Source organism: Rothia gullae, assembly GCF_024294905.1.
In the GTDB taxonomy this organism is placed as follows: Bacteria; Actinomycetota; Actinomycetes; order Actinomycetales; family Micrococcaceae; genus Rothia.
This window is the reverse complement of the sequence record NZ_JANCOC010000003.1, coordinates 52,204-77,404: the sequence shown is the minus strand read 5'-3', so window position 1 is coordinate 77,404 and position 25,201 is coordinate 52,204. Positions and strand designations below refer to the sequence as shown.

Annotated in this window: 21 protein-coding genes and 4 tRNA genes (1 of these 25 cut by a window edge); 16 read left to right on the top strand and 9 right to left on the bottom strand. The window is 58.7% G+C overall.

Annotation, left to right across the window (positions count from 1 at the left end):
• Positions 1–202 precede the first annotated feature (202 nt).
• Positions 203–1,036, top strand: a complete 834-nt coding sequence (locus NML54_RS03010; protein WP_254755844.1) for an oxidoreductase — start codon at positions 203–205, stop codon at positions 1,034–1,036.
• Between the two features lie 101 nt (positions 1,037–1,137).
• On the opposite strand, the gene NML54_RS03005 is transcribed toward NML54_RS03010, so the two are convergent.
• From NML54_RS03005 to NML54_RS02995, 3 genes are all read right to left on the bottom strand, one after another.
• Positions 1,138–1,917 (bottom strand): amino acid ABC transporter ATP-binding protein, encoded by a 780-nt coding sequence (locus tag NML54_RS03005; RefSeq protein WP_049338041.1) that lies wholly within the window; start codon positions 1,915–1,917, stop codon positions 1,138–1,140.
• A gap of 33 nt (positions 1,918–1,950) precedes the next feature.
• A complete protein-coding gene (locus NML54_RS03000; RefSeq protein WP_254755843.1) occupies positions 1,951–2,754 on the bottom strand; it encodes an amino acid ABC transporter permease in 804 nt (267 codons plus the stop codon).
• A 134-nt stretch (positions 2,755–2,888) separates the two neighbouring features.
• Positions 2,889–3,728, bottom strand: coding sequence for an ABC transporter substrate-binding protein (locus NML54_RS02995; protein WP_254755842.1), 840 nt, complete (start codon positions 3,726–3,728; stop codon positions 2,889–2,891).
• 255 nt (positions 3,729–3,983) lie between these two features.
• Here NML54_RS02995 and NML54_RS02990 point away from each other — a divergent pair, with 255 nt between their 5' ends.
• The 4 genes from NML54_RS02990 to NML54_RS02975 all read left to right on the top strand — a co-directional run bounded on the left by NML54_RS02990 (position 3,984) and on the right by NML54_RS02975 (position 7,946).
• Positions 3,984–4,715 (top strand): demethylmenaquinone methyltransferase, encoded by a 732-nt coding sequence (locus NML54_RS02990; RefSeq protein ID WP_254755841.1) that lies wholly within the window; start codon positions 3,984–3,986, stop codon positions 4,713–4,715.
• Between the two features lie 54 nt (positions 4,716–4,769).
• Positions 4,770–5,831, top strand: coding sequence for a polyprenyl synthetase family protein (locus NML54_RS02985; protein ID WP_254755840.1), 1,062 nt, complete (start codon positions 4,770–4,772; stop codon positions 5,829–5,831).
• A 379-nt stretch (positions 5,832–6,210) separates the two neighbouring features.
• Positions 6,211–7,794: a sodium-dependent transporter gene (locus NML54_RS02980; RefSeq protein WP_254755839.1), complete on the top strand. Its 1,584-nt coding sequence runs from the start codon at positions 6,211–6,213 to the stop codon at positions 7,792–7,794.
• A gap of 8 nt (positions 7,795–7,802) precedes the next feature.
• Positions 7,803–7,946, top strand: coding sequence for a methionine/alanine import family NSS transporter small subunit (locus tag NML54_RS02975; protein ID WP_005508316.1), 144 nt, complete (start codon positions 7,803–7,805; stop codon positions 7,944–7,946).
• A 97-nt stretch (positions 7,947–8,043) separates the two neighbouring features.
• Here the strand turns inward: NML54_RS02975 and rarD are convergent, their stop codons facing one another.
• Both rarD and NML54_RS02965 read right to left on the bottom strand, forming a co-directional pair.
• Positions 8,044–9,015: an EamA family transporter RarD gene (gene rarD / locus NML54_RS02970; protein ID WP_254755838.1), complete on the bottom strand. Its 972-nt coding sequence runs from the start codon at positions 9,013–9,015 to the stop codon at positions 8,044–8,046.
• Between the two features lie 163 nt (positions 9,016–9,178).
• Positions 9,179–10,582 carry a DUF6882 domain-containing protein gene (locus NML54_RS02965; protein WP_254755837.1) on the bottom strand — a complete coding sequence of 468 codons (1,404 nt, stop codon included), beginning with the start codon at positions 10,580–10,582 and terminating at the stop codon, positions 9,179–9,181.
• 280 nt (positions 10,583–10,862) lie between these two features.
• Between NML54_RS02965 and NML54_RS02960 the strand changes: the two genes are divergently transcribed.
• A complete protein-coding gene (locus NML54_RS02960; protein WP_254755836.1) occupies positions 10,863–12,227 on the top strand; it encodes an SseB family protein in 1,365 nt (454 codons plus the stop codon).
• Positions 12,228–12,438: 211 nt separating this feature from the next.
• Here the strand turns inward: NML54_RS02960 and NML54_RS02955 are convergent, their stop codons facing one another.
• Positions 12,439–13,929 carry a catalase gene (locus NML54_RS02955; RefSeq protein WP_254755835.1) on the bottom strand — a complete coding sequence of 497 codons (1,491 nt, stop codon included), beginning with the start codon at positions 13,927–13,929 and terminating at the stop codon, positions 12,439–12,441.
• A 129-nt stretch (positions 13,930–14,058) separates the two neighbouring features.
• Positions 14,059–14,652: a Fur family transcriptional regulator gene (locus NML54_RS02950; protein WP_305882352.1), complete on the bottom strand. Its 594-nt coding sequence runs from the start codon at positions 14,650–14,652 to the stop codon at positions 14,059–14,061.
• Between the two features lie 194 nt (positions 14,653–14,846).
• Between NML54_RS02950 and NML54_RS02945 the strand changes: the two genes are divergently transcribed.
• Together NML54_RS02945 and htpX are read left to right on the top strand one after the other, a co-directional pair.
• Complete coding sequence (locus NML54_RS02945) at positions 14,847–15,110, top strand: hypothetical protein (RefSeq protein ID WP_070685756.1); 264 nt, start codon at positions 14,847–14,849, stop codon at positions 15,108–15,110.
• 131 nt (positions 15,111–15,241) lie between these two features.
• Positions 15,242–16,126: a zinc metalloprotease HtpX gene (gene htpX, locus NML54_RS02940; protein ID WP_254755834.1), complete on the top strand. Its 885-nt coding sequence runs from the start codon at positions 15,242–15,244 to the stop codon at positions 16,124–16,126.
• Positions 16,127–16,374: 248 nt separating this feature from the next.
• On the opposite strand, the gene NML54_RS02935 is transcribed toward htpX, so the two are convergent.
• Complete coding sequence (locus tag NML54_RS02935) at positions 16,375–16,866, bottom strand: YajQ family cyclic di-GMP-binding protein (protein ID WP_005504808.1); 492 nt, start codon at positions 16,864–16,866, stop codon at positions 16,375–16,377.
• A 141-nt stretch (positions 16,867–17,007) separates the two neighbouring features.
• Here NML54_RS02935 and NML54_RS02930 point away from each other — a divergent pair, with 141 nt between their 5' ends.
• The 3 genes from NML54_RS02930 to NML54_RS02920 all read left to right on the top strand — a co-directional run bounded on the left by NML54_RS02930 (position 17,008) and on the right by NML54_RS02920 (position 18,471).
• Positions 17,008–17,394, top strand: a complete 387-nt coding sequence (locus tag NML54_RS02930; RefSeq protein WP_254755833.1) for a hypothetical protein — start codon at positions 17,008–17,010, stop codon at positions 17,392–17,394.
• Positions 17,395–17,661: 267 nt separating this feature from the next.
• Positions 17,662–17,743 (top strand) — tRNA-Tyr (locus NML54_RS02925).
• Between the two features lie 350 nt (positions 17,744–18,093).
• On the top strand, positions 18,094–18,471 hold the full coding sequence (locus NML54_RS02920) for a thioredoxin family protein (RefSeq protein WP_254755832.1): 378 nt from the start codon (positions 18,094–18,096) through the stop codon (positions 18,469–18,471).
• A gap of 90 nt (positions 18,472–18,561) precedes the next feature.
• Here NML54_RS02920 and NML54_RS02915 read toward each other — a convergent pair whose 3' ends face one another.
• A complete protein-coding gene (locus tag NML54_RS02915) occupies positions 18,562–19,821 on the bottom strand; it encodes a DNA-3-methyladenine glycosylase family protein (RefSeq protein ID WP_254755831.1) in 1,260 nt (419 codons plus the stop codon).
• 222 nt (positions 19,822–20,043) lie between these two features.
• Between NML54_RS02915 and NML54_RS02910 the strand changes: the two genes are divergently transcribed.
• The 5 genes from NML54_RS02910 to NML54_RS02890 all read left to right on the top strand — a co-directional run.
• Entirely contained in the window at positions 20,044–21,882 is a 1,839-nt protein-coding gene (locus NML54_RS02910; RefSeq protein ID WP_254755830.1) for a DUF2079 domain-containing protein, read from the top strand.
• A 660-nt stretch (positions 21,883–22,542) separates the two neighbouring features.
• Positions 22,543–24,654: a DEAD/DEAH box helicase gene (locus NML54_RS02905; protein ID WP_254755829.1), complete on the top strand. Its 2,112-nt coding sequence runs from the start codon at positions 22,543–22,545 to the stop codon at positions 24,652–24,654.
• A gap of 307 nt (positions 24,655–24,961) precedes the next feature.
• A tRNA-Thr gene (locus NML54_RS02900) sits at positions 24,962–25,033 on the top strand.
• Between the two features lie 38 nt (positions 25,034–25,071).
• Positions 25,072–25,145 (top strand) — tRNA-Met (locus tag NML54_RS02895).
• A gap of 1 nt (position 25,146) precedes the next feature.
• Positions 25,147–25,201: transfer RNA gene (locus NML54_RS02890), tRNA-Thr, on the top strand (it continues 117 nt past the right edge of the window).

The window sequence follows — 25,201 nt, the reverse complement described above, 5'->3', positions numbered from 1 at the left end:
AAACAAAAAGCTCGCCGCCGCATCTGTACAGGATGCCGCGGCGAGCTTTTGCATGTCTGCCTGCCCTCACATATGCCGGCGAGAATGCCCTCACGCTACGCCCTGAGCTTTTGGTGCGCCGGTTGACCCATCGCGAGCGTACCCTGAGAAGTACACGCCCGCTAATACTCCAACTCCAGGGAGCAACCCGAAAGGATACGCAATGCCTAAGTCACTGCAACGCCCCGTCGTTCTTCTCACCGGCGCCAGCTCCGGTATCGGCTACGATGTGGCGCCGCTACTGGTGCGCTACGGCTACACCGTCTACGGTGCCGCCCGCCGCGTTGAGAAGATTGAAGAGCTCGCCTCCGAGGGCGTGAAAGCGCTCAGCCTGGACGTTACCGATGAAGCATCCATGGAAGCTGCCATACAGCAGATTATTGACGCAGAAGGCCGCATTGACGTGCTCATCAACAATGCAGGCTACGGATCCTACGGCGCCATTGAAGACGTCCCCATCGACGAGGTGCGCCGCCAGTTCCAGGTGAACCTCTTCGGCCTCGCGCGCCTCACCCAGCTGGTGCTACCGCATATGCGTGCACGGGGTAGCGGGCGCATCCTGAATATCTCCTCAATGGCGGGGCGTATTACCTCGCCCCTGGGCGCCTGGTACCACGCCACCAAGTACGCCCTCGAGGCGTTCAGCGATGCACTGCGCATGGAAGTTGAAGAGTTCGGTATTGACGTGGTCATTATCGAGCCCGGCGGCATCAAAACCCCCTGGGGACTCATCGCGGCAGACCACCTGGAGGAATCCTCCCGAAACGGTGTCTACGCGGCTCAGGCGCAGCGGGTTGCGGCCAATATGCGTAAGCTCTACTCGCCGTCCTCCAACCTCTCAGAGCCCAAGATTATCTCTAACGCTATTCTGCGAGCCCTGGAGGCGCGCCGCCCCAAGACCCGCTACCTGGTAGGTTTCGGTGCTAAGCCCTCCGTGTTCCTGCATACCGTGCTGCCGGACCGTCTCTTTGACAAGGTGGCACGCCGTATCTTCTAGAACCGAAATAGCGGCGAACTAGAGCATTAAAAAGCGGGTGGTGCTGCGCGAAACAGAATGTTTCGTACAGCACCACCCGCTATGTTTTTCAAGAGCTAGTACTAGTCTACTACGGCGTGGGTCGGATCAAGCACGCGCGCCAAGAAAGCCTGAGTACGTTCGTGCTGGGGGTTGCCAATCACCTGATCGGCGGGACCCTCCTCCACGACCACGCCGTCGGCCATGAAGACGACCTTATCGGCGACCTCGCGGGCGAACGCCATCTCGTGGGTCACCACAATCATGGTCATGCCCTCGTCAGCAAGATTGCGCATAATGCTCAGAACCTCGCCGACCATCTCCGGGTCGAGCGCACTGGTCGGCTCATCGAAGAGCATCAGGTCTGGGTTCATGGACAGCGCACGCGCAATAGCCACACGCTGCTGCTGACCACCGGACAGCTGAGCCGGGAAGCGGTCTTCCTTGCCTTCCAGACCAACCTTGGCGAGCTGCTCGAGGGCAACCGCTTCCGCCTCAGCCTTGGAACGGCCCAGAACCTTAATCTGAGCAATCGTGCAGTTATCAAGAATGTTCAGATGACCGAACAGGTTGAACTGCTGGAACACCATACCCATGTGGGTACGCACGCGGTTAATGTCTACGTCCGGGTCTGTGACCTCGGTATCGCCCACCATGATGGTGCCGTCGTTCGGCTCCTCCAGTAGGTTCACGCAACGCAGCAAGGTGGACTTACCGGAACCCGAAGGGCCGATGAGGCACACGACCTCGCCCGGCTCGACCTGCATGTCAATGCCCTTGAGAACCTGAACCTTGCCGTAGGACTTGTGCAGGTTAGAAATGCGCACCGAGGAGGCGGCCATGGATGAAATTGAAGCAGTCATAGTATCTTCCGTAATCCGTATCTGTCGTTGCGCTTACTTGCGGCCCGCAAGCTGGGTGCGGCGCTCAAAGTATGTGGAGAGCTGGCCCAGCGGAACAGTGATAATCAGGTAGCACAAACCCGCAACCACCAGGGGAGTCAGGCCTGCGTTAGCGGCGGTCAGGCCCTCACGACCGAACTTCGCCAGCTCGTACTGAGAAACCGTCATGCCCAGCAGGTACACGAGGGAGGAGTCCTTGGTCAGCAGGATAACCTCGTTGGTCAGCGGGGGCAGAACCACCCGGAACGCCTGAGGAATAATGATTGAAATCATCGCGCGAGTGTGGGACATGCCCAGGGAACGTGCCGCCTCCATCTGGCCCTTCGGGATCGCCTGCAGGCCCGCACGCAGAACCTCACTAATGTAAGCTGCCGAAACCATACCCAGGGACAGGGTCACCGGAATCAGGTTATCCACGAAGCGAATCTTGAACGCCAGAGGAATACCGTAACCGAACGCGAAGAAGACCAACAGTGCCGGGATGCCGCGGAAAAGCTCCACGTACAGGGTCGCAATCCAACGGTAGGGGGCGATAGAGGAAATACGCATGAGTGCCAGCAACAGACCGCCGGAGAGGCCCACGATGAAGCCCAAGGTGGTGTACAGCAGGGTGTTCTTCAACGCCACGGTGATGACGTCGGGGAACTGCTGAGCCGCAACGTCCAGGTTGAATACCTGCTGGCTGAGGGTCTTCCAGTCAGCCAAAAGAATGGCTGCCAGGGCGATAACTGCCAGAAGGGCGTACTGTGCGTAGCGAAAGAGCTTCTGCTTCTGACGGGGTGAGAGTTTAGAGGACATGCGCTTTCTTATCCAGGTGCTGTTCGGTCAAGAGCGTTCTACACGCTCACAAGGGGTAAAAGGCCGGAGAATCCCCCAACCCAAAAGTAATAAGGGTACTCCTGAATTGGGGGAGAGGCTAACCGGCTAGATGCTTAGGAAGCGGAGGAAGAGGCGCTCGCGGAGGTGGAGGAAGCGGCACCAACCCACTTGGCCTTCATCTTGTCGAGCTCGCCGTTTTCCTTGAGCTTGGCGATGGTAGCGTTTGCCTTGGCCAGTAGCGCCTTGTTGTTGGAGGAAACTGCTGCGGCAATCTGCTCGGTGTTCTCGGAATCCTGGTATGCGATCTTGAAGGAGTCCGGGTCGTTGGTGAGCGCCTCGGAAACCACGGAGAGGTTCGCCGCGATTGCCTTGACCTGACCAGTCTTCAGGGCGGAGAACATGAGGGAGGTGTCTTCGTACTGGATGACCTCTGCACCGTTTTCCTTAGCGTAGGTTTCACCGCTGGTTGCCTGCTGCGCACCAACGCTGACACCCTTCAAATCTGCGGCGGAGGTGATGGAGGAGCCCTTGGGAACCAGGATTGCCAGGTTGTCGTCGAAGTAGACGGTGGTGAATTCCATCTTGCTCTTACGTTCATTGGTCACGCCGATACCGGCAAGGGCGATATCGCACTGACCGGTGGCCAGGCCGGTACCGGAGTCCAGGCCCTCGAAGCTGATGGAGGTCAGCTGAGCCTTCACACCCAGGTCGGAGGCGATAGCGTTGGCGATGTCTGCGTCCAGGCCGACGATGGTGCCGTTTTCTTCGTATTCGAAGGGCTTGTAGGGGGTGTTGGTGCAGACGCTGAGGGTGCCGGACTTGACGAGGCTGACCTTGCCGTTGGCGTCGGAGTTCTCGTTGGCGGTGGAGACGCAGCCGGTCAGGGCCAGGGGTAGTACTGCCAGTAGTGCGAGGGGCTTGAAGGATGCCTTCTTGAGGGATGCGGTGTTCATTGGGATGCTCCTGTGTAGGGTGTGCTCTATGAAATCTACGGTCTATTGTGCGCGCCTATGTTAAAAAATTCAAGTACATACATAAATATTCATAAATTTTTGCTGAATATTCATAATTCATACCCCTAAAAACTGAATAAAACCCCGAATTAGCAACTCGAAAACCACTCCAGAACGCACCCTAACGCACCGTGCGACGCTACTACGGTTTACCCAACTATCGAATCTAGTAACCTCCATGCCACAATTGAGAGCGTGAACGCAGAGAAGAACACCCGCGCAACCCGCGCAACCCTAGACAAGAAAACCGGCGACATCGCCGCCATGTTCGATACCGTAGCCGAACGCTACGACCTCATGAACGGCATCCTCTCCCTCGGCCAGCATATCTACTGGCGTAAGCAGGCAGTTGCCGCCGTAGACGCACGCCCCGGCCAGAAAGTGCTGGACGTAGCCGCAGGCACCGGCGTCTCCTCCGAACCCTTCGCCGACGCCGGCGTGGATGTCATCGCAGCGGACCTCTCCGAAGGCATGCTCGACGTGGGCCGCCGCCGTCGCCCCGACATGACCTTCGTGCAGGCAGATGTCACCGCCCTACCCTTCGACGACGAAACCTTCGACGCAGTGACCATGTCCTACGGTCTGCGCAACGTTGCCAACTATCCCAAGGCACTGAGCGAAATCTACCGCGTACTCAAGCCCGGCGGATGCATCGTCATCCTCGAGTTCTCCACCCCGACCTTCGCCCCCTTCGGTGCGGTTTACAAGAACTACATCATGAAGGCAATCCCGCCGATTGCCCGCGCAATCTCCTCCAACCCCGAATCCTACGAATACCTCGCCGAATCCATCATCACCTGGCCCAACCAGCAGGAACTGGCGCAGAAGTTCAAGGAGGCGGGCTTCACCTCCGTACAGTACCGCAACCTCACCGGCGGTATCGTCGCGATCCACCGCGGTTTCAAGCCCGAAGCGCACAACGCCTAAACACCGCGTTCACACACGACTGAAAACACCAACACCAAGAAGATAGAAGACACCGTGAGCAACGCAGAGCAGCCCATTGCCGTAACCGACCTGCTGGGAGACCTCGACCTGAAGCTTCCCGCAGGCTTCGAACTCATCGCCGCAGACCCCAAGCTGGGTCCGCAGATTCTCTCCTCCCTCGCACGTATTGAGGAGCGTCTGGCAGAAGCCATCGCACAGACCGACCACCTGGCGGATGTCGCATCCCGCCACCTGCTCTCCGCGGGCGGCAAGCGCGTGCGCCCCCTGCTGGCGCTGCTCTGCGCAGCTGTAGACGGCGAAATCAACGATGACGTCATCGAAGCCGCCGTGGTCGTTGAGCTGACTCATCTGGCAACCCTCTACCACGACGATGTGATGGACGACGCCCCCAAGCGCCGCGGCGTGGACAGCGCCCAGATGATTTGGGGTAACTCCGTCGCAATTCTGACCGGCGACTTGATCTTCTCCCGCGCATCCCTGCTGGTCTCTGAGCTGGGTACCCGCCCCATGAAGATTCAGTCCCAGACCTTCGAACGTCTGGTGCTCGGTCAGCTCTTTGAGACCACCGGCCCCCGTGAGGGCCAGGATCTGCTCGACCACTACATTGCCGTCATTGAGGGCAAGACCGGCTCCCTGATTGCAGCGGCTGGCGAGTACGGCTCTCTGCTTTCGGGCGCTTCTGAAGATGTTATCTCCATGGTCAAGGCGTACGGCGAGCTGGTGGGCGTGGCGTTCCAGCTGGCTGACGACGTGATTGACATTGTGAGCGATGGTAAGACGAGCGGTAAGACCCGCGGCACCGACCTGCGCGAGGGCGTGCCGACCCTGCCGACCATCCTGCTGGACCGTGCGGTAGTCGCCGGCGACGAATCCGCTATTGCTGTTCGCGCCCTGCTGGATACCGACCTGAGCTCCGATGAGGCACTGGAAACCGCTGTGGAGGCGCTCGCCGCCCACCCGGTCACCCAGGAAGCATGGCAGATCGCCTACGACTGGGCGGACCGCGCAATCGCCGTGATTGCTCCGCTGCCCGAGTCCACCGCGAAGGCTGCGCTGGAGTCCTTCGCTCACGCTGTGGTTCACCGCGAAGGCTAAAACCCGCCGTGTAGCGTGTGCCCGAGTCTAACTACTTCCGGGTGTCTCATACTTCAAAAACCCCCGCTGAATCTACCTTGATTCGGCGGGGATTTTATGCATTATGGCTAGTCAGTGCCGGTTTTTGGGGTGGGTTGGGGTTGCCCTCACCCTCCGAAAGCTTCCGCATGCTGGGGTCTTCTTGACCGGCCCCTACCTTTAAGGTAATCCTTATAGGCGTGTCGAGGTGTATATCCACTCCTTCGACGCTTGCCGGCTCCCACACTCACCCCGTGTTGGAGAGCCGTTTACTATTTTTGGACGCGAGCAGAGCCCACCACCCCGACGGGTTATTCTCGCACCAACCATCCGCGTCCCCACACATTTGAGGTTTACAACTATGGGAGCATCTACCCCTAAGGCGCCCACGAAGCGCGAAGGCTTCTCTAGCCGTCGCGTCTTTATCTTTGCCGCCATCGGTTCTGCTGTCGGTCTGGGCAATATTTGGCGTTTCCCCTACATCGCATTTGATAACGGTGGCGGCGCCTTCATGATTCCCTACATTGTCGCCCTGCTGACCGCCGGTCTGACCTTCCTCTTCTTTGACTACGCTATCGGTCACCGTGCGCGTGCGTCGTCCCCGCTGGCTTTCCGCCGTCTGAACCGTAAGACTGAGTTCATCGGCTGGTGGCACATGGGTATTAACTTCGTCATCGCTATTTACTACGCCGCTATTGTGGCGTGGTCGCTGCGTTACATGGTTTTCTCCTTCACCAATGCGTGGGGCGATAACCCGAAGGCGTTCTTCCAGGGTGAGTTCCTGAAGGTTGCAGAGACCCCCGGTGTCTCACTGGACTTCAACATGGATGTTCTGGTCCCCATGGTGCTAATCTGGGGTGTGCTGCTCGCTGTGATGGCTCTGGGTGTTCAGAAGGGTGTGGGCGCCGCCAACGTTGTCTTCATGCCGATTCTGCTCATCATGTTCGTTGGTCTGGTGATTTACTCCCTGACCCTGCCCGGTGCTGTGGACGGCCTGAATGCTCTGTTCACCCCCAGCTGGGACTCCCTGGCTAACCCGAATGTGTGGGTTGCGGCCTACGGTCAGATTTTCTACTCCCTGTCCATTGGCTTCGGTATTATGATTACCTACTCCTCCTACCTGAAGCCTAAGACTGACCTGACCGGTTCCGGTGCTGTGGTTGGTTTTGCGAACTCCGGTTTTGAGCTTCTTGCTGGTATTGGTGTCTTCTCGGCTCTGGGCTTTATGGCTCACGTAGCTGGCACCCAGGTCAGCGAGGTTGCGACCAGCGGTATTGGTCTGGCGTTCATCGCGTTCCCGACCATTATTTCTCAGGCTCCCGGTGGCGTGCTGATTGGTATCCTCTTCTTCGGCTCCCTGCTCTTTGCTGGTTTCACCTCCCTCATTTCGATTCTTGAGGTGATTATTGCCGGTATTCAGGATAAGTTCGCGACTTCCCGTGTCTTCTCCACCATCCTGGTGGTTGTGCCCATGGCGCTGATTTCGCTGCTGCTGATGCCCACCACCACCGGTCTGTACGTGCTGGATATTCTCGATAACTTCGTGAACCTCTTCGGCATTCTGGCTGCTGGTCTGTGCGCTATCATCGTGGTCTCCTACGTGGTGCGTGCACTGCCCGCTCTGGCTGAGCACCTGAACCGTTACTCCTCCATCAAGGCTGGTAAGATTTGGATGATTCTGCTGGCTGTTGTGACCCCGCTGGTTCTGGGCTACTCCCTGATTCAGAGCGTCATTAAGCTTGTGGCAACCCCTTATGAGGGTTACCCGGCAGATATGTTGGCTATTTTCGGTTGGGGCATGAGCGCACTGCTTCTGGTTGGTGCGATTATTGTTTCTCTTCTGCCCTGGTCGAAGAAGTCTCGTGCGGCTGAAGAGCCTCCGGCACCTCCGGTGATTGCCGGTCAGGTGGAGCACGGCCACGTTGATTCGACCATTACCCGTTAGGAGCCCTTATGTCTATCTCCGCAATTGTGATGCTCATTGTGGCAATCCTGATCATTTGGGGTGGCCTGGGTTTGGCCCTGCTGAACCTGCACCGTCATCCGGATCTGGATGCTCTCGATGCTGCTGCTGAAGCTCAGGGGTCTGAGCTTTAGAGTGTGAACGCGATATAAAGTGATGCTCCGCAGGCTAACGTCTGCGGAGCATCACTTTGTTTTGTGCGGGGCTGTGTTTTATCCGGGTTGTGGAGAGCTACTTGCTCTGTACGTCTTCAGCCTGCACGAGCGGGATCATGCCGGTTTCCGGGTCGGACAGCGCGGAGGCGTGGTAGGCGCGGGAGGAACGCACCGCATCCACAGTGAAAATGATGAGCGCGACCCAGATGAGGCTCAGACCCAGCACCTTATCGGCGCTCATCTGCTCGTGCAGAATGGTCAGCGCCAGAACAAATTGGATAGTCGGACCCAGGTACTGCACCATGCCGATGACGGATAGCGGAAGAAGCTTGGTTGCCGCGGCAAAGAGTATGAGCGGCACAACGGTGACCACGCCGGTGGAGGCGAGGAGCCAGAAATGTCCGGGACCCTCACTGAAGAGAGTCATCTGCCCCTGCGCGTTCAGCACAAGCAACGCTGCTATGCCCAGAGGCGCCAGGATGAAAGTCTCTAGAGACAGCGAAATAATAGGGCTGACATCGTGGGCGACGCGTGCCTTCAGCAGACCGTAGATGCCGAAGGAGAACGCTACACCCAGACCCGTCCACGGTACCTGACCGTAGATGAGGCTCATCATCAGCACCGCGATACAGGAAATCGCCACGGATACCCACTGCGCCGGGCGTAGGCGCTCCTGCAGGAAGATGACGCCCAGCACCACGGAGACCAACGGGTTAATGAAATATCCCAGGGACACGTCAATGGTGTGGCCGCTGGTCGTTGCCATCACGTAGATGAGCCAGTTCGCGCAGATAAGGAATGATGCCGCCGTTAGCACCAGCATGATGCGGCGGTCCCGTAGCGTGCGGCGGAAGTCCGCAGTCACCCTCAAAATCGGCAGCAGCAGGGCGCAGAAGATGAGGGAGAAGACCACACGCGCCACGACAATCTCAATAGAACCTGCCGGTGCCATCACCACAAAATACAGGGGGAGCAGACCCCAAATAATGTAGGTGCCGATGATGGTGATAAACCCGTTGCGGGTGGTGTGCTTCTGTGTTTCTGCCATAGTTTCTTCTTCTGAGCTAAGTTCTTCGGTTAAGTTCTTCTAATGCTAGTCGTCCGGATGTGCCAGCAGGGGCATTGATGCGCACCGAGGACTCTACCTGCCGGGCACGCCTCAGGCGCGGTACCACGAGGATACCGCGCCTGAGGAATTTTGCGTATTCGGTTTAGAGGCCGAAGAAGCGGGAGAAGAAGCCCTTCTTCTTGGGCTGCTCTGCCTCGCGGCGTGCAGTTTCTTCCTGCTCGCGGCGGGCTGCCTCTTCGTGCTCTGCCTGCAGGTCGGGAGCTGCGCCAGCGTTGCGGATGGGCTCCACATGCTGCTCCTCGTACTCTGCTGCTTCCTGCTCTGCTGCTTCCTGCTCTGCTACTTCCTGCTCTGCTACTTCCTGCTCTGCTGCTTTCTGCTCAACCTCGACGGGCTGCTCAGCTGCAGTCTCAGCGGTGACCGGCTCCTCAGCGTATTCTGCGGAAGCCTCAACGGTCTCGTACTCGGGCTGCTCGGCACCGATGGAGTCGTCGGTGTAGACGCGAACCTGATCGGTCTCTTCTGCCTCGTACTCGCGGGGCAGGGTATCCACGGTGACCAGGCCGGGCTCTGTGTGCTCTGCCGGATCCTGACCGAAGGGAGCCTCGTCGGCGGGGTAGAGGTCCTCGGTGCTCTCAACGCCGGCAACCTCAACGGGTGCCTCCTGAGCTGCCAGAGCCTCTTCGGGCTGTGCGGCGCGCTCAGCCTCAGCCTCGGCGCGTGCGGCGGCGCGTTCTGCTGCCTCCTGCTCGCGCTGTGCGTTCTGAGCGGCTGCCTCTGCGGCTGCCACGCGCTCAATCTCGGTGCGCAGTGCGGCGAGGGATTCGCGACGCTGTGCGGCCGCGGCTGCGCACTGCTCCAGAACCTCCGGGCCAACCTGAGGTTCAGCCTGCTCGATGCCGCTGATGCGGCCCTCGTCGAACCACAGGCGCAGGGCACCGTCGGTTGCGGTCAGCACGGCGGTTGCCTCGGTGTCCCAGGCAATGTGGAAGCCACGCTGCTGAGCGTAGGAGTCCACTGCCAGAACCTGGTTGTGTACCTCTTCGCTCTGCAGGGTCTTAGCAATGACGCGGCCAATACCCTTGTAAGTCGGTGCCTCGAGGGTTAGTGCGGCACCCTCCAACAGGGTCCATGCGCGCACGCCAGCGCCTGCGGGCAACGGGTAGTGTGCGTACAGGCCGCTGATGGTCTTGGTTGCCAGGGTCAGGCGGCGTGCCAGAGACTCGGAGAGGGGCAGTTCGTCGGTGGTCAGCTCAACCAGGCCGTCACGCTCACCGGTTTCACGCGCCTGAATAGCGGCAGAAACAACAGAGTCGGGGAAGTAGCCCAGCTGCTGCCAAGACCAAATCCAAGTACCGCGGTTCTCGGATTCGGTGCCCAGCAGGTGCGGCTTGAGCGAGAGCGGGGGAGTGGTCTCAAAATCCAGAGACTGGGAGGTGAAATCCACGTTCCACTCGGAGGTACCCACGAGCTCGGCGAGTCGAGCCTGGTACTCGGTGGAGATAAAGATTGATGCGTCGATAAGGTCCTGCAGAGAATTCGTCATGCTTCAAGATTATCAACCTTTTAGCGTTCACTATGCCGTGTATACCCGGTTTTAGCGTGCGCTTTAGACGTATTGGGCTTTAAGGTGCCTGATTGAGCTGTGTCCAAGAGCTTGGAAAGAGAGATGGAGCATATATCTTTCGGCGTAAACTATCTGCGTGGAGTGCCCGTGTTCGTTAGAATCGAAGGGACGGCTTCTTCCGGCACCCTGTAAGCCGACACTACGACCGAACACGGATGCTTCCAGCCGCGCCGTATTCACACTCAAGGATGTATGAACTATGACTGAACCCCGCCTCGCCGAGACTAGTAGCCGTGCCGCGCGCATCCAGGATGCGTTGAACAACATTGGAAGCTGGTTGCTGGACGTCGTTAGTGTTGACCCCGGCTGGAGCGAAATGGTGCTGGACGTCAAGCCTTTGGCAGGTCAGATTTTTGTGCGTGTGCGTGAATTCCGTGACGGTGAAGAGTTCATTGGCACTATCGGCCCACTCAAGGACGGTTCACCCATCATTGCTGAGGTCCGCAAGTTGCAGCGTGCCGCTTACGACGGTAACCGCGGCACCTGGTTTACCGCCTCCATCGTGGTGGCGGCAACTGGATGGCCCAACCCGCAGTTCAGCGTGGGTGCCTCCTACAACCGTGACGATCAGCCCGCCAGCTGGAAGAATGAAGGCACCCTGACCGCAACTGACGTGCGTGAGCACCTGGCTGAGTTCCCTCGCGATGCTTCACGTATACCTCAGTGGGCTCGTGAGCGTATGGAGGGCCGTGCACGCCATACTGCCGCAGAGTCACTGTCTTCGAGCGAGCACGAGATTCCGAACCCGTACCTGGTTGTTGCCTTGGAGACCTTCCGTAACGATGTGCAGGAGCGAACCCTCATTAACGTGGTCCGCACGATGCTCGGTGGTGACGTTCTGCTCGATGCGACCGGCTCCCTGCTGATTCCTTCCGAGACGGATGCAATAGGCCCCGAATCCGTGCTGGCCCACCAGGTCATTCGCATGCCTGAGACCGGCATGCAGGCGTTGTGCGTATTCTCCTCCTCCGAGCACATTGGTAAGAGCTACGTCCGTCAGGAATCCGAGGGCGACGAGCTGATTCTGCGCGAACCGGCGATGAAAGTCTTCATTGATTTCCTCAACAATGAGGCGCTGGACCTGATTGTGGTTGACCCCGGCACCGATCACGAGTGCTACATTGAGCGTGCTCAGGTGCAGTGGATTGTCACTTCTCCCCGCAATGATGGCGCGAAAATGGCGCTGGTGCAGGACAACATGCAGATGCTGCTCGGCTCGCTGGTGTCCCCGGCGTCCGTGCTGCTGGTGGGCGTTGACCCCGCCGACCCGTCCGGTACCTCCTTCGTGTTTGACCCGGATGAGAACGGCAACCCGCAGAGCCTGCTGGTGTTCACCTCCGCCATTGAAATTGCGGCACTGGACCCGCATATTGAGGTGCGTTTGGCGAACGCCCTGGATATTCTGCGTTACGCCCTGGATATTGGTGCACCGAGCGTGAAGGTGAACGCGATTAACCCCTCCGCCGTGCTGAGCGCGGCGCAGATTCGTGAGCTGCTGGAGATTGTGCGTGAACAGGAAGCGGTCTTCGGCGCTTCTCCCGCTGGTGCTAGTGCACCCGCATAGTTCATAAAATCTGTCACGCTAAAATCGCCCGGAAGAAACACCCATACGGTGTTATCTCTTCCGGGCGATTTTGTGTTTGGAGAGGGTTGTAATCCTGCAAACGGGTTAAAAATATGGGGTCGGTGACTCCACCTTACTGAAAGTCACCGGCCCCATGCTGCAGCCGTGCGTCATGTTCTTGAATCTACAGGGGAACAGACGCTGCCGTATCTTACGAACCAGATGCGGCGGCTGCTACGGCCTCGCGAACGCGAGAACCGAGCTCAGGGTGAACGCTATCCCAGTATTGGAACGCGCGTTCACGAATCTCGTCGGAACGAACAGCACCTACGTGACCGGAGATGTTGCTGATCAGGCGTTCACGTTCTTCGTCGTTCATGGTTACCTCGTAGAGGGTGCGTGCCTGCGAGAAATCATCGTCATCCGGACGCAGGGTGTAGGCGGTGCGTACCAACTCGCCATCAGACTCCCAGCTGCCTTCGCCAGCGCGCTCCGCATCCGCATGCGGACCGCCCAGGCTGTTTGGTGCGTAAGTGGGAACGGAGGGGTCGTTGAAGTTGTAGCGCATCGAACCGTCATGTGAATAGTTGTTCACCGGCGCCGCGTGGGGTGCGTTCACCGGCAGCTGCGCGAAGTTGGTGCCGATGCGGTAGCGATGCGCATCCGGGTAGGAGAAGATACGACCGAGCAGCATCTTATCGGGTGAAGCCGCGATACCGGGCACAAAGTTCGAGGGGGAGAAGGCCGCCTGCTCGATCTCGGCGAAGAAGTTCTGCGGGTTGCGATCCAGCACCATGCGGCCCACCTTGATCAGCGGGTAATCCGAGTGCGGCCAAATCTTCGTCAGATCGAAGGGGTTAATACGGTAGGTCTTCGCGTCCTCGTAGGGCATAATCTGCACGTAGAGCGTCCAGGCGGGGTAGTCGCCACGCTCGATAGCCTCGCGCAAGTCGCGGCGGTGGAAGTCAGCATCCTTGCCCGCCATTTCATCGGCCTGAGCCGGGGTGAAGAACTCGTTGCCCTGCTCGGTCTTGAAGTGGTATTTAACCCAGAAGCGCTCGCCTTCGGAGTTAATCCACTGGTAGGTGTGCGAGCCGAAGCCATCCATATGGCGCAGGGTTCGGGGCAGGCCGCGGTCGCCCATCAGCCAGGTTACCTGATGCGCCGATGCCGGATTGAGGCTCCAGAAATCCCACTGCATGTCGTTATCGCGCAGACCCGAACCGGGCATACGCTTCTGCGAGTGGATAAAGTCGGGGAACTTGATGGCATCGCGAATGAAGAAGATAGGAGTGTTATTACCTACCAAGTCGTAGTTGCCTTCGGTGGTGTAAAATTTCACCGCGAAACCGCGCGGGTCACGCCAAGTATCGGGGGAACCGGATTCGCCAGCCACGGTCGAGAAACGAATCAGTAGCTCGGTTTTAACGCCCGGCTGAAAGAGCGCCGCACGGGTGTACTGCGAAACATCTTCGGTGGTTTCAAAGTAGCCGTATGCGCCGGTTCCCTTTGCGTGCACCACACGCTCGGGCACACGCTCACGGTTGAACTGAGCGAGCTTTTCAACAGTGTAAGCATCGTGCAGAACGATGGGACCATCGGCGCCCACGGTGAGCGAATGATCATCTGAAGCTACCGGCGTGCCAGTGCTCGTGGTGGTGTAAGAACCGGGATGAATGGGGTTCTGCGGGGTCTGATACATATTTGCTTCTCCTTGTGTTTTTGGTGATGCTATGTGGTTTTCGACGAGCATTCTTCCTGTTTTAGGGTGCAGCTAACGAACACCAAGGCGCTGTTTCACGCCCGGAGTAAGGTGTGGGAATGTGGTTCGTTAGTGCTGAACGCTCGCTGCGGCTTGCACCTGGCTGTTCGCCAGTTCTGCTTCTGCCTCAGTTTGACAGTCTACGCACACGCCCTGGTAGAGCACGTCTGCGCTGAAGAGCGCCATGCCGTGAAAATCGCTGGGGGTGAGGCAGGGCGCGGAGCCGACCGCGCAGTCCACGTCTTCGACCTTGCCGCAGCGTACGCAGAAGGCGTGGTGGTGATTGTCGCCCGTGCGGGTTTCGTAGAGTGCGGGGGTTCCCGGCGGCTCAAACTTGCGTAGCAGGTCGATATCGGTCAGATCGGTGAGGATGACGTAGACCGACTGAACCGTAATGGCGGGGATGCGCTCGCGGACTGCCTGCACGATGGTCTCGGCGGTGGAGTGCGGGTGCTCCTGCACTGAGTGGAGTACTGCGAGGCGCTGCTTGGTGACACGGCGGCCCTTGGTGCGCAGACCGGTGGTCCATGCTTCTTCGAGCTGTTCGGGACTCATTGCGGAGAGCATGGGCAGGCCGATGGTGTGGGCGCATCCGGGGCTGTTATTTTGATGCTCGTGGAGCTGCGTTGTCTTTGCTTCTTGGGTTGTTTTTGCGTCGGTCATAGGTATAAGTCTACACCTTATTATGAGAAATTCATAATTATTTTATGAAAAACTCATAATAAGCCGATGGAGCGTCCTTTTCATCCACTCTGTGGCGCTTCTCCTCACCCCTGCTGAGGGCCTGAAAAGATGCCGTACAATCAAAGAACCTAGAGTAACCCGCACCGGCGATCACCATCAAGGAGGATAGGGTCATGGTGTACGACTTTACAAACCCCATCTACATTCTGCTGATGGTTCTGCTCTTTGGCGTACCCATTGTGACTCCGGTGATTTACGGTCAATACCGCAGTACTACCACCGGTTTTGATCTGGAGGGGCAGTTGATGCTTGGTCTGCTCTTCACCCTTTTCCTGGGCGCTTATGGCACGATTCTGCTACTCGGTATTTTCCCGACTGCTACGGCGCAGGTGATGGAGCAAGTGCCCCTAGTGAATATCCCTGGTGCTATTCCCTAACCCCTCCCGCATAGTTCAGTGCGCCGGTGACGCTCTGGGTGAATCCGAGCGCCATATGGTGCGCTGGCGGGTGCTTGCCCGTATTCTATAGAGTCAAGTACACGCTGACCTATTTGTCTAGGAGGATACCCATGCACAGTCATAACAATGGATTTAAAACTGCCCTGCTGATGGGCTCCATGGTGGGCATGATGTTGCTCATTGGTGGTCTGCTCTCGGTGAGCTTCCGCTCCTCCATCTTCATCTGGATTATGGGTTTGTTCGGTTTGGCTTCGGTTGCGTACACCTACTGGAACTCAGATAAGCTCGCCCTGCGCTCCATGAATGCCTACCCGGTCAGCCGTGAAGAGGTTCCGGTGCTTTATGACATCGTGGAGGAGCTTTCCTTCCGTGCGGGTCAGCCCATGCCTGCCCTTTACGTGGCACCGACCATGACTCCGAACGCGTTTGCGACCGGTCGTAACCCGCAGAATGCGGCGGTGTGCTGTACTGAGGGTATTTTGCAGTTGCTGGATGAGCGCGAGATGCGCGGCGTGCTCGGTCACGAACTGATGCACGTGTACAACCGCGATATCCTCACCTCTTCGGTGGCGGCGGGTATCGCCTCCATTATCGGTACTGTCGCTCAGTTCCTCTCGTTTGGTGCGATGTTCGGTGGTTCCAACCGCGATGGTGAACGTTCCAACCCCCTTGCCATGTTTGTGGTTGCCATGCTGGCTCCCATTGCTACGCAGGTCATTCAGATGGCCATTAGCCGCACCCGTGAATTTGATGCCGACGAGGATGGTGCACGTCTGACCGGCGACCCGCTGGCTCTGGCTTCGGCACTGCACAAGCTGGAGAGCGGCGTATCCATGTACCCGATGGACCCGAATAACCGCAACACGGAGGCGGCGAGCGCCATGATGATTGCGAACCCCTTCGGCTCGCTGAAGAACATGCTCTCTACTCACCCGCCGATGGATCAGCGTATTGCGCGTCTGCAGCAGCAGGCTCGTGAGATGGGGCAGTACTAAGTCTTTTTCTTCGCTGAATCATCCGAGCGCGAGTGTGTCGCTGTATGCATGTGACGCTGTACGAATATGACGATGTACGAATATGACCAGACGTGACGATTGTGACCCGCGATGACGGGTTGGCAGACAAAAATCCTCGGGGTGGCTACTGTGGAAGTAGCCAACCCCGAGGATTTTTGTGTAGAGGATTTTTACATTTCGGCTTATAGTCGCCTCCCCTCGCCCATCAGGGGTGGGGGTGCATGGGCTTAGCGGTAGTTGACGAACTGCAGGTCAATCTCAAGGTCAGCGGACTTGAGCATTGCAATGACTTCCTGCAGGTCATCGCGGGACTTGGAGGAGACGCGCAGCTCGTCGCCCTGGATGTTCGCCTTTACGCCCTTGGGACCCTCTTCGCGGATCATCTTGGAGATCTTCTTTGCCTGATCCTGCGCGATGCCTTCCTTGATGGAACACTCGATGCGGGTTTCCTTGCCGGATGCGTAGGGCTTGCCGGAGTCCAGGGACTTCAGGGAGATGCCGCGCTTGACCAGCTTGGACTGGAAAACGTCGAGCACTGCCAGTGCGCGCTCTTCGGCGTTTGCCTTGATGAGGATCTTATCGCCGGAGTAGTCGATTTCTGCGCCAACGCCGCGGAAGTCGTAACGCTGGGAGATTTCCTTCTGCGCCTGGTGCAGTGCGTTGGAAACTTCCTGCTTGTCCACCTTGGACACAATGTCGAATGACGATTCGCTAGCCATGGGCTTTCCTTTCGTGAATGAGGTGCTACTGGCACCGGTTAGTACTAGCCTACCGGGTTGGGGCTCTTGTTCACAGCTAACTAACAGAAATACAGGCCTGTTTTACAGGTGTTACTAACCTAAAAAGAGGACAATAGAGATATGACTATTCATAACCTGTCTGCAACGGATGCACGCACGAGCGAGGAAGCTCGCGACCTGCAAACCATGCTCTTCATTGACTTGCATACCTCTCTGGGGGCTGAGCCCGAAGGTATTCCTGAGGCTGAGCGCCTCAACGAGTCTGACCACCACGATATTTATCTTGACCTGAATGCGGAAGAGTCTATGCATTCTTCTTTTGAAGGCATTGGTATTACTCTGACTGAGCCTTCGCTGGTGGCACGTTTCCATGGCGTTCGCCGTGACCTGGAGCGTGAGATTGCCGGTGACATGTGTACTGTGGAGCAAGCGCGCCGCTATCTGGAGCACCTGGAGATTGTTCTTCTGCTTGAGCAGGATGGCGACATTCCGTCCCGCTCCTTCTAAGGCTGCTGCAGGCGTTCGCTTTATTCACGGCTTTATTCATGAGGGTTTTATTCAATTAGGATGAGGGCGCGGGCGCTGCGATAGATATGCGCGATAGATATGGATGCGCGGTGAGCGTGCATCGACGCTCTGATGTGACGAAAAGACGATAAATATAACCAGATATATAACCTTCATCACAAAACCCTATGTGAAGTGTACAAGTCCCTAAAAGTGCTGTAGAGTAGTCTCTGTTCGCTTGAGCGAGCAACTGGCACCTAGCTAGGCGGCAGGTTACCCGAGCGGCCAAAGGGGGCTGACTGTAAATCAGCTGGCACTGCCTACGGGGGTTCGAATCCCTCACCTGCCACAAATAGCCCGGTTACGAAAGTAACCGGGCTTTTGTGTATCTAAAACCAGTTTCAGGGTGGCTCCCGCAGCGGTCTTCCGTGGTTGCACCCGTATTTTCCTGATGCTCGCGAGGGGCTTTCCTGCGGGAGGGAAGGGAGAGCTCCATGCGGGGGCTTTCGCCTGCCGGGTCGGGCGCCTCCAGAATCAGATGCAGGGGTGTTCGCCCGAGTATTCGCGACACGCCCGTGAACCGGCTGAAAAAGCCGCAAACAGTATTTACTATGACCACAATTTGTCATATCTTTCACAATGTTTGAATCCCAGGGCGAACAATTAGCGATTGGGGTCTTGAGGGTGTAGCTTTATCTCATGGCTACTATTGAAATTACTCAGCAGAACCTGACTGCTACCGTCGAGAGCAATGACATTGTCTTCCTGGACTTCTGGGCAGATTGGTGCGGTCCCTGCAAGCAGTTCTCCCCCGTCTACGAGGCGGCTTCGGAGAAGCACGGCGACATCGTTTTCGGCAAGGTTGACACCGAGGACCAGGGCCAGCTCGCTCAGGCAGCTGGCATCACCTCCATCCCCACCATCATGGGCTTCCGTGGCGGTATCCTGGTTTACCAGCAGGCTGGCGCACTGCGCGAAGACCAGCTGGAGACCGTGATCGGTTCGATCCGCGAGCTTGACATGGATAAGGTCCGTGCAGAAATCGCAGCAGCAGAGGGCTCTGCAGAGAAGAAGTAAGCTCACCACCACCAAAGAGCTTGAACGGGGCGCACCTGCCGGTACAACCGGCTGGGGCGCCCCGTTCCTTTTTAACCTCGTGAGGGAGCGTTAGCGGCCGCGGTGATCCTCAATGGTCATGCGCGTCCCGTAGCGCTGCTTCGAAAAGCCTGAAGCGTGCATGAGCCGCACCAGGCGCTGCCGATGGGGGCTGTAAGGTGCCAGCAGGGCGAGCATTCCCACATCATCGGTGCGCTGACCAGTGAACAGCTCACCGACTGCGTGCGCCAGATGGTAGTCGCCCACGCTGATGGCGTCCGGGTGCCCGCACACGCGTTGCAGTGCCTCGGAAATACTCCACGGGCCCACGCCGCGCACAGTGTGTAGGCTCCGCGCCAGTAGCGCCACGTCGCCTTCTGCTGCAATGTTTTTCAGAGACTCGGCGGAACGAGCGTAAGCGTACACGGCATCGTAGCGGCTTTTATCAACGCCCGCCCGATGCCAATCCCAGGTAGGAATCGTCGTCAGGGTCCGGGCGCTTGGGTAGACGCGCATGCCTTCGGGCTGGTGCCCCAACCCGGTCGATGGGGCGGGGGAGCCGTACTTTCGCAGAACCCAGCCCAGGGTTCTGAACGCTTCGGTCTGGGTGATGCGCTGCTCCACAATGGCGTTGAGCATCTGCCGGTCCAGCTGCCCCGAGGCGCTGAGACGGAGCCCCGGATTCTGTCGCCACGCCTGCTGAACACGCGGCGGAAGAGACTCAAAAGAAGGCAGAGCGCCGAACTGCTCTGCGGGGTCGTGCAAACCCAGCCAATATGTCATTTCCTGTGCCAGTGCCTGAAGATCGGCTCGAGCCTGCATCTGCTGATCTGCGGCACTATAAGAAACCCAGATGCGAATACGCACCGGGCGCATCAGCAGGCGATGCAGGCAGGGGAGAGCCTCGGGAAGCTCGGCTGGCTGGGCCAAACGTTCGGCGTACAGCACCACCGGGAACTCGTGAAACGGCGTATGAGCCGTCAACCAGATTCTCTCGGCACCATCCGCGCGGTTCAGCGCACGATACGAAAGATCCTGAGCGCCGCGGCGCAACGACCCCAAAGTCTGTGCCAGCTGCACCGGAACATGCGGCTCAATCACAACCTCGCACGCCTCGGGAGCCAGGGCACCGGGAAGGTGAGAAGCGGCGGGGGAGAGAGTACGAACCTGAACGCGCGGTTCGTGAAGAACATCCGCAAGCGCCGGCGCATAGGGTACACCAGCTGCCGCCAAAGGGTGCCGGATGCGCCGTACACCCGCTACCGGGAGGCTACCGGGGATCGTACCATTGGGGGTCGTACCACCGGGGGTTGAGGAAGGAAACGTACTCACCACACCAGTCTATGCGCCCGAACCGGGCAGTAGTATCCGGGGCAGATAATTGCGGACCAAGATACAAAAAGTGCAGGAAGGGCAGGCACGCCACTAATGCGATACCCTAAAGGGTAGAGCGAGAACGAACGTAAACTCCGCCACCGGCACAACACAGGCTATGCGTTCCGCTCGTTCACAAGGGCGCATGTAGCCCGGACACACCCTGAGAGAAGGACGCCTATGGCAGCGGAAGCACAAGAAGCATCCTCGAATACTGACGCACCTGAACAGAAGAACAGCGCCGCCGCCAGTGCGGGCCGTACTCAGCACTCCAAGAAACAGCCGCGTCAGTCCCTCACCGAGCGCGTCAAGAGTATCCGCCCCCTCGAACTACTACCCGGTTTGCTGCTTGCCGCCGCCGTCATGGCGTTGTACACCTACTACTCGCTGCAGCAGGTGAAGCACTGGATTACGCCCTCCTGGGACCTGGCGATTTTCACCCAGATGGCGCAGGCGTACTCGCACTTCTCCGTGCCCATCGTGCCCATTAAGGGGCCCGACTTTAACCTCTGGGGTGACCATTTCCACCCGATTCTGGTGCTCCTGGGACCCGTCTACGCGCTATTGCCCTCGCCGACCACGCTACTGGTCGTGCAGAACGCCCTGGTCGCCTTCGCAAGCTTCGCCATTGTGCGCTTCACTCAGCGTACCTTCGCGCTCGCCCAGAAGACTGAGGGTGCACAGAAAACTGAGGACGCGCAGAAGAACGAACCTGCGCAGAGTGTCATCCCGACCCTCACCGGTCTGCTACTCGGCGCCGGATTCGCCCTCAGCTTCGGCGTTCAGCAAGCTATCGCCGCCCAATTCCACGAAGTAGCCTTCGCCGTGCCGCTGCTCGCCATGAGCCTCGGCTACCTGGTGCTTGCCTCGCGAGTGAGCGGTACCGAACGCGCACGCTACCTCGCCTACGCCTGCTGGTGGGCTTTACCCATTGCCTTCGTCAAAGAAGATATGGGTATTACTGTTGCAGCCATCGGCCTCATCATCTTTATCCGCACCGGCTGGCTGAGCACCGCCGTAGACATTCTGATGCCGCGCCTCTCCGCTGGCACCCCCGCCGCCATGCGAGTCCGCGTGCATCAGCTCTACTCTTCCTGGGCGCGCACCCCCGCCGTCGCTGAATCCACCATGGTCATGATGTGGGGTGTGTTCTGGTCGGTTGTTGCCGTCTACGTGATCCTGCCCTACTTCAATAGCGGCGGAAACTTCGACTACGCTGACAAGGTGAACTTCTCCGCGGCCCTGGGCGACCCCTTCGGCTCAGCACTGCAGATGCTCAGCAACAACACCAAGCTGGCAACCCTCGGCCTGCTGCTCATTACCGGAGCAGTCCTCTGGGTGATTTCTCCGCTCGCGGCAATTGCCCTGCCGACCCTTGCATGGCGTCTGCTCTCCACCATGGAATCCTACTGGGCAAGCACATGGCACTACTCGCTCGTGCTCATGCCCGTCGTCTTCCTCGCCCTGCTCGACGCCGTCATGCGGATACGTTACGGCGTGGTTCCCGCCACGATTCCGGTGCGTTTGGATGCGCGAGTAGCCGATAGCGCCTCCGTGCAGGAGACCGATACAGCGGCTGAGCCTGGCCGCCTCACCGCCATGGCACGCCGCATGCCCGTATGGGCTCTACCCGCCGCGGCGCTCTTCCTTGTCACGTCCGTGATTTTTGTGCCCGGCCCCCAGCAGCCCCTCGCATCCCTGGGTAATGCGCAGTTCACCGCCTCCGCGCTGACTACGACTGACCAGATGAAGCAGGAGGCCTTGCAGAAGGTACCCGAAGGGGCATCGGTCGCATCTGACCTGTCGATTCTGACCCAGCTAATTCCCGGTCGTACCGTCTACTGGATTGGACACACCGGCAAGCCCGCACCCGATTACGTGGTCATCGACCGCATGAGCAACTCCTGGGGCGGCAACCCTCCGACCAACGCCGCGCAGTACGCAGCTGACCGTTACGGCCGCTCCTACGCTAAGTACGCGACCGTTGGCACGATTGATATTGTGCGTCGCGTAGATTAATCCGAGGACTACATAGGCACGATACGTGCCTGAAAAGCGCCCGCCCTCCGGCTGTGAGGGTGGGCGCTCGCTGTTAAGGGATGAGGTTTTAAGCACCTTTTGGGGTTAAAAGGGTGCCGCTAAGGTAGACTAGGTAGAACACGGGAACCCCCGATGAAGGTCTTGTGCGCACCCGGCACCCAAGGTGGTGCTGGAATTGTAGGTGCGCCGTACTCACCATCACCGATTGATACGCCCCATAAACTTGCGGTTTACACCGTACACGCGGGCTTCTTTTGACGATCTCTGGTCCAGCGTCTTTGCTGCGTCTGCTGTAACAGACACACCACCGCTGTGTAAGCGGGAAGGCGAACCACCAGAAATACGTGACATTGCATGTGAGCATTACCCACCCTGTACACCCCCTGATCCACAGGGACTACTGTGCGCCAAGCGTAGAGTACGAACAGGCGTTTGGATAATGTGCCGAGAAATTCAAGACCACCCCCAGCAAAAGCCGCTACCCGCAGCATCCGCAGAACACCTCTGCAGAATGCGCCGGTAATGGAGGACCCCTGGACGTTCTACTCCCCAGGGGATGATGTGTGGCTGGGCCGTGAAGGGGACACCCGGTAAGCGCCGAAAAGCGTGCGCTTCCACCCCTACCGTATAGAGGAAAAATTGACTGAGAATACTGCTACCCCGGCCGAACTGAACGCCGAGGCAGAGACCGTTATGACCACTGAGAACATCACCGAGAACATCGTTGAGAGCCCTGCTGTAGAAGCAGAAGAAATCACCGCAGAAGCTACTGCAGAAACCACTGCAGAAGAAGAGGGCGTACGCTTCACCGACCTGGGCCTGGACGCCCGCGTCCTGGCAGCCCTGGAAGAGGTCGGTTACGAGAAGCCGTCCCCCATTCAGGAACAGACCATCCCCCTGCTGCTTGACGGCCATGACGTAGTCGGTCTGGCACAGACCGGTACCGGTAAGACCGCAGCATTCGCACTGCCGGCGCTGTCCCGCATGGCTGAACTCGCCGACATCAATGGCATCTCCCGCGACACCCAGGTTCTGGTCCTGGCACCCACCCGCGAGCTGGCTCTGCAGGTTGCAGAAGCCTTCTCCTCCTATGCAACCCACATGGAGGACTTCACCGTCCTGCCCATCTACGGTGGCTCCCCCTACGGCCCGCAGCTGGCTGGTCTGCGCCGCGGTGCGCAGGTCGTCGTCGGTACCCCCGGCCGTGTGATCGACCACCTGGAGAAGGGCTCCCTGGATTTGTCCAACCTGCAGTACCTGGTATTGGACGAGGCAGACGAAATGCTGCGCATGGGCTTCGCCGAAGACGTGGAAAAGATTCTCGCAGGTACCCCCGACAGCAAGCAGGTTGCGCTCTTCTCTGCAACCATGCCCAACTCGATCCGTAAGATTGCTCAGCAGTACCTGAACGACCCCACCGAAGTTCGCGTCAAGGCTAAGACCACCACCAGCGCAAACATCTCCCAGCGCTACATGCAGGTCATGCACTCCCACAAGCTGGACGCAATGACCCGCGTACTCGAGGTCGAAAACTACGACGGCATCATCGTTTTCGTGCGCACCAAGAAGGAAACCGAGGAAGTTGCCGACAAGCTGAAGGCGCGCGGTTTCGCGGCAGCAGCGATTAACGGTGACATCCCCCAGCAGCTGCGTGAGCGCACCGTCGACGCGCTGCGTGACGGCCGCATCGATATCCTCGTGGCAACCGACGTGGCGGCACGCGGTCTGGACGTTGAGCGCATTTCCCTGGTTGTCAACTACGACATCCCCCACGACACCGAGTCCTACGTGCACCGCATCGGTCGTACCGGCCGTGCAGGTCGTGAAGGTGCCGCAATCCTCTTTGTCACCCCGCGTGAGAAGTACATGCTGCGTCAGATTGAGAAGGCAACCCGCCAGAAGGTCGAGCCGATGCACATGCCCACCGCAGAGGCAGTGAACGAGACCCGTAAGCAGCGCTTCGCACAGCAGATTACCGAGACCATCGAGTCTGAGGACCTGAGCTTCTTCCGCGAGATTATCGAGGACTACGAGAACGAGCACGACACCACCGCTGAGGACATTGCAGCTGCACTGGCTGTTATCGCCCAGCAGGGTCGACCCTTCTTCCTCGATGAGAGCGAAGATATCGCCCGCAAGTCCCGCCCCTTCTCTGACGAGGAGTCGGATCGCGGCGGCCGCAAGGCAAAGCGCGCGCACAACGACGAGGGTATGGTCAACTACAAGCTGAACGTTGGCCGTTCCTCCCGCGTGACTGCAGGCGCTATTGTGGGTGCACTGGCTAACGAGGGTGGCATTAAGGGCTCCCAGATTGGCTCCATCGACATTCGCCAGCACTTCACCATTGTTGGCCTGCCCGAGGACCTGCCCCGCGACTTCTTCGATCGCCTGCGCGACACCAAGATTGCTGGCGAGTTCATCAACATCCGCAAGGACAACGGTCCCAAGGGCGGCGGCGGTGGCCGCAGCTTCGGTGGTGGCCGTCGTGAAGGCGGCTACCGCGGCAACCGTGACGGTGACCGTGACTTCGGCGGTGACCGCAACTTCAAGCGTGGCGGCCGCGATTTCGGGGGCAAGCGCAATGACCGTGACTTCGGTGGTCGCGACTTTGGCGGCCGTGATAACCGCCGTGAGGGTGGCCGTGACTTTGGCGGTCGCGATTTCGGCGGCCGTGATAACCGCCGCGATGGCGGCTATCGCGGTAACCGCGACGGTGGCCGTGACTTCGGCGGCCGCGGCAAGCGCTACTAAGATTCCGGCTAAGCCTGGATCTGCGGTAGGAGAGGCTTGCTGAGGCTATCGGCTAGCAGCCTTGTCATCCGCATATGAGTCAAAGACCGGCAGGGGAGCGATGAGCTCTCCTGCCGGTCTTTATATATTTGTGTGTTGATATGTGTTTGCATCAGCTGTTGCGATGGTGCCTGGTAGTCGTTGGGGCTCCTGGTCAAAGCTGGGCTCTCATGCGGCAGTGCGGAGAACAGGAAAACATCAAATGTGGTGCATGCCATAGCTTCTCTGCTTGCGAGCATTCTTGAAGACCTGTATAGTTTTACCTGTTGCCCCGATAGCTCAGTGGTAGAGCGCCATCTTGGTAAGATGGAGGTCCCGGGATCGATTCCCGGTCGGGGCTCTCTCATTAATTCATGCAAGAGCACGTATTAATGATGTGGCGGTGTAGCTCAGCTGGTTAGAGCGCACGACTCATAATCGTGAGGTCGACGGATCGAGCCCGTCCACCGCTACGCCCCGATAGCTCAGTGGTAGAGCGCCATCTTGGTAAGATGGAGGTCCCGGGATC